The 4,848-nt window shown below is 32.9% G+C and carries 7 protein-coding genes; 4 read left to right on the top strand and 3 right to left on the bottom strand.

Annotated features, from left to right (window positions below):
* Positions 1-186 precede the first annotated feature (186 nt).
* Together NE544_RS11615 and NE544_RS11610 are read left to right on the top strand one after the other, a co-directional pair.
* On the top strand, positions 187-408 hold the full coding sequence (locus NE544_RS11615) for a hypothetical protein (RefSeq protein WP_256269448.1): 222 nt from the start codon (positions 187-189) through the stop codon (positions 406-408).
* 12 nt (positions 409-420) lie between these two features.
* Positions 421-615 (top strand): hypothetical protein, encoded by a 195-nt coding sequence (locus NE544_RS11610; protein WP_118114224.1) that lies wholly within the window; start codon positions 421-423, stop codon positions 613-615.
* Between the two features lie 19 nt (positions 616-634).
* Here NE544_RS11610 and NE544_RS11605 read toward each other — a convergent pair whose 3' ends face one another.
* Together NE544_RS11605 and NE544_RS11600 are read right to left on the bottom strand one after the other, a co-directional pair.
* Entirely contained in the window at positions 635-1,519 is an 885-nt protein-coding gene (locus NE544_RS11605; RefSeq protein WP_256269447.1) for a putative manganese transporter, read from the bottom strand.
* A gap of 67 nt (positions 1,520-1,586) precedes the next feature.
* Positions 1,587-2,744, bottom strand: a complete 1,158-nt coding sequence (locus tag NE544_RS11600; RefSeq protein ID WP_256269446.1) for an AI-2E family transporter — start codon at positions 2,742-2,744, stop codon at positions 1,587-1,589.
* A 73-nt stretch (positions 2,745-2,817) separates the two neighbouring features.
* On the opposite strand from NE544_RS11600, the gene NE544_RS11595 reads away from it, so the two are divergent.
* Positions 2,818-3,546, top strand: coding sequence for a TrmH family RNA methyltransferase (locus NE544_RS11595; protein ID WP_256269445.1), 729 nt, complete (start codon positions 2,818-2,820; stop codon positions 3,544-3,546).
* Between the two features lie 107 nt (positions 3,547-3,653).
* Here NE544_RS11595 and NE544_RS11590 read toward each other — a convergent pair whose 3' ends face one another.
* Positions 3,654-4,091: a phosphatidylinositol-specific phospholipase C domain-containing protein gene (locus tag NE544_RS11590; protein WP_256269444.1), complete on the bottom strand. Its 438-nt coding sequence runs from the start codon at positions 4,089-4,091 to the stop codon at positions 3,654-3,656.
* A gap of 111 nt (positions 4,092-4,202) precedes the next feature.
* Between NE544_RS11590 and NE544_RS11585 the strand changes: the two genes are divergently transcribed.
* Positions 4,203-4,848: EAL domain-containing protein (locus NE544_RS11585; RefSeq protein ID WP_256269443.1), on the top strand; the 646-nt coding region annotated here is incomplete at its 3' end.

Below are 4,848 nucleotides of genomic sequence, written 5' to 3'. Positions count from 1 at the left end.
TTAAAATCCGTTGGGAGAAATCCCGTGTGGGTTCAAGTCCCACCGTCCCCACCATTTTTTGGAAAGATAGCTAGAGACATTTGTTTCTAGCTTTTTTCGTGCTTATTTGGCCAGCATAGTGACAAAGTTTACCATATTTATATATATATTTAATGGTTAAAATATAATTAAAGAGAGGTATATTTTATGAGCTGGATTGAAAGAACAACGAAAAAAAGAATTGATGAATTAGATCAACATCCTGAATTGAATTCAAATGATTTTGAAGAGAAGGGAAATAATATCATGAAGGATATTAAATTCTATGTGATTGTTATCTTAGCAGCTGTACTTGTTTTAGCACTTTGGTATCAATGGAATCATCCGGAAATTGATATATTTCCATTTCATTTTCCAATATTAGTCTAAGAAGAGGTAACTATGAGTTGGCTTGATAAAATAGCAAAGAAACGATTGGAAGAACTAGAAGCACATCCAGAATTGAACTCAGACAAATTTGCAGAGAAGATGAGTACTCTATATTTCGCTATTGTTTTGTTGATTGTTGCTATACTTATTCTTTTGTTTTGGTATGATACTGAACATTTTGAAATCTGGATCTTTCCAGGAAGATAAAAAATAGCCACAATTGTGGCTATAATAACATAAATCCAATACCTACGATAACTCCTGTTATAAATAGGATGGAAATGGTTCTTAAAATGTCTTTCTTTCTTGCTTCATAACGAATCATCACAATTAAACCAAGCCCTGCATTTGTGACAAGTCCTGCAAGTAAGGATCCAAAGGATAATTCACCAGCTGTATAAAGCTGCGTTAGAACAACTGTAGCTGCACAGTTAGGAATAAAGCCGAATAGTGCGGCAATGATTGGCTGGAATAAATTATCTTGAAGCAAGATCATAGATAATGTTTTTTCTCCAATCAACTCCATTAATAAGGTTAATACAAAGCTAGTAATAAAGATGAATACATAGATTTTTAAAGATCTTAATAAGGCACTGATCCATAATGGATATTCAGGATAGCAACATGGACAGCTTGATCCTGAACTTTCTTCTTCCTCGTATTCTTCATCGTCATAATCCTCTTCTTCCATATCTTCGAAGCGGAGGATTTTTTGATTGCGAAATAGTACATGATCAGTAAATAATCCAACAACGATTGCGATAACTAATTTTAATCCTAAAATACCAAGTAAAGATGAATACATCTTAGGATTACTAATAAGGATTGGAATGGCTTCATCACTTGTCGCAATCATAACACTAACAAGTGTTCCTAATGTAATGTTATTTTGGACAAACAACATAGCGGCTAGAATACTAAATCCACATTGGGGAATCAATCCTACTAATGCGCCTAAAATAGGTCCAAGTCTTTGTAGTCCAAAGAAGAGTCTATCGTCTTGCGTATTCTTTCTTTCGAAAACTTCTAATATACAATAAGTAATATACAATAAGGGGAGCATAGCCCATGTATCGTGTATTGTATCTAAAATAATGTCTATAAAATTCAAAGGTAGTTCCTCCTAACTTACATAAGTATACACATTTTTTCAAAAATTGCACGTAAAAAGCAGGAAACTAATCAATAGTTCCTGCTCTATCGTTGATTGTGATTTTTTTGTTTCTTAATCGAACTTGAATATAATCATGTACACCTGCATAGATTAGCGCAAAGATTGGAACACCTAAAAACATACCAACAACGCCAAATAATGCACCACCAATAGTAACTGAGAATAAAATCCAGAAGCCTGACATTCCTAGTTTATCTCCAAGAACAATTGGTTTAATAATGTTTCCATCGCATTGTTGAAGGATGAAGATAAAGATTGCAAAAATCAAGGCTGAGAATGGGTCAATCAAACATAAGATAATGATGACGGGAATAGCGCCTAAGAATGGTCCAAAGACGGGAATGACGTTTGTGACACCGATAATCAGGGCAATCATACTTGCGTAGGGTAGTTTTAATACTAAGGCACCAAAGTAACAGATAACACCGACAATAAATGAGTCAATGATATTTCCTACGATATATTGTTCAAATACAGTCTTCGCGTCATTTGTCCAAAGAGTTAAGTAGTTCGCAAAGTTTTTATCAAATAATGAGTAATTTAACTTTTTTATGCCCTTAACAAGTTTTTCACGGTCCAATAAGATATAAAATGCGGAAACGAAAGCTAAAATCAAGTTAATGAATCCTTTCACAAATCCATAAGAGTAAGAAGCGATTTTAGGAATCGATTCAGTGACTACACTTGTGATTTTCTTTGTGACGTCAAAATTGATCAACATTTGTTCAACTTGTTTTTCTGAAATGTTTAATTTATACGCAAAATCTTTTGTGTATCCAATTAAAGTATCGGAATAAACCGCAATGTTTTTAGAAAATTGTCGCACAGAATCAATCGTATTCGGAATTATAATGGAGAAAAATAAGATCAAGAATCCAATGGTCAATATAAACACAAGAGCAGTTGATAGTATTCTTTTGTGGTTTTTATGCATTGGAATATTCTGTAGTAACTTATCTTCAACCCATTTTTGCGGATTGTTTAATATAAACGCCAATCCAATTCCTAGAAGGAAAGGAAATAGTATCGTTATTATAAACTGAATGGCTCGTTTAATGTCTTTAAACTTATTCAATATTGTAAAAAATAAGATTGCGATAATGAAAGACGTAGAATAAACGATGATTCGCTGCTTCATTTCTTGGGTTAATTTAAAATGCATTTAAGTAAGACTCCTTCCATACCATATATAATAGCATCTAGAAAAAAATTATAAAAGCCATTATAATAGTCGTATGGAAAAAATATTTGAAGGGGCCATTTCCTGCAAAGCCCTATTAGAAGCAGGGTCTCGTGATTGTAAAAAACTATATATTGATAAGAAAAAAAATACAAAAGATACAAGATATTTGGCTAAAATTGCCAAAAGTCGTGGTTGTGAAGTTGTTTTCTGTTCGCGTGATGAAATCAATGAACTCGCAACTGGAAAAACACATGGTGGTATTTTACTCATAGCTGAAGAAAAACAGATTCCTCAACTTATTGAAACACATGTCCATGGATTTCTTTGTTACATCGACGGCGTAGAAGATCCATATAATTTGGGAAGTATTTCAAGAACTCTCTATGCATCTGGATGTGATGTGATGATTCTTCCAAAACGAGACTGGAGCTTTGCCGAACAAACCATTTTAAAGGCCAGTGCCGGTGCCTATGAAAAACTACCAATCTATTTTGTAGATTCAGATGAAGAATTAGTAGACTATTGTAAAAAGAATAACCTTCCAATTCTTTGTGCACACAGAAAAGATGCCGTAGGACTCTATGACTATACGTTTGAATCGGATTTTTGTTTGTGTCTAGGAGGAGCTTTAAGAGGCCTTAGCTCAACCATTACGGCAGCTTCCAAACAAAATATAGTCGTAGAATATGGAAGAGATTTTAGAAATGCTCTAGATTCAGCGAGTGCTGCAGCTGTATTTAGTTTTGAGATATTAAGACAAAAGAAAGTCAAAGCGAAATAAAATGCTTTGACTCTTTTAATTTGTTGAATAAATTTTGTGCGCTAATTCTTGATCTGCAAAATCAACAATGAGGATTCCATAATTCTTTTTCAGCCAATCATATTCCTTTAAATACCCCTATTTTCTTTCTTCGCACAAAAAATAACGGTTTCAGATGGATGTTTGTCTAGAAAAGTATAAATATCCTCTAATACATCATCTAAAGTGAGTGGTGTAGAAAATATAGATCTTTCTTTTTTACACTTGGCAAAGTTGTGTTTCAAGATAAAATTATCTTTCTTTAAAACCAAGCGTATATCTAAATAGCGATAGCCATTTTCTAGTTGTGTTTTAATGTCTGTATCTTGACATTGAAAGATTGGACTCAAACTAACATATTGTGTGGCTGAATCATGTGTACCTGGAATCGACATTGCACTCAGTTTTGTTTCATCACTAATCTTTTCCATCCAGTTTGATGATGTGTTTTCCTTTACCTGAACCGGTGAAATAAGCATGGAAAAAAGGATTATAAAAATCCTGAGTGTTCTTTGAATTGTTTTCATAATATTATTTTCCTTTAAGTGTGTCTATGCTTAAGAATAGTGTATCATATTTTACAAAGAATTAATTTCAGTTTGTATATTCATTAATAAATCTTTGGTAATCTCATAATCGTGAACAAGAAAAAACAAGCACTATTGACGATTTTAGATACAAAAGCTATTTATCCTGTGTTTCAACCCATTGCAGATTTAGAAACATGTCAAGTCGTAGCCTATGAATCGTTAAGTCGGATTGGAAATAAAGAATTGTACATGAATATAGAAGAATTATTTAAAGTAGCTGAAGCATATGGCTATGTATGGAAACTAGAGAAGCTTTGTCGAGATAAAGCTTTAGAGGCATCCGTGAATAAGCCTTTGGGAACAAAAATATTCTTAAATGTGGATGGACAGATTTTTCAAGATTCTAACTTTATTTCTCTTTTTACCAATCGAAAATTAGAAAAGTTTGGTTTATTAAATGAAGACATTGTCTTTGAAATTACGGAAAGAACTGACATTGAAAACTATGTGTTGCTTCAATCCATTATGAATCACTATATTGATCAAGGGTATCAGATTGCTTTAGATGATGTTGGAGCTGGGTATTCTGGATTAAATCGTGTTGTGAATACAACGCCCAATTATTTAAAGGCCGATATTGAATTAGTACGTAATATTCATTTAAGTAAGTCTAAACAAAGTATGATGAAGCTATTGGTAGAGTATTGTGATGAAATGGGATTGAAACTCATTGCAGAAGGCATTGAAACACAAG

This window comes from Holdemanella sp. MSK.7.32 (assembly GCF_024460475.1).
Lineage (GTDB): Bacteria > Bacillota_I > Bacilli_A > Erysipelotrichales > Erysipelotrichaceae > Holdemanella.
Note: the sequence above shows the minus strand (reverse complement) of the source record. Positions and strands in the feature narration are given on the sequence as shown.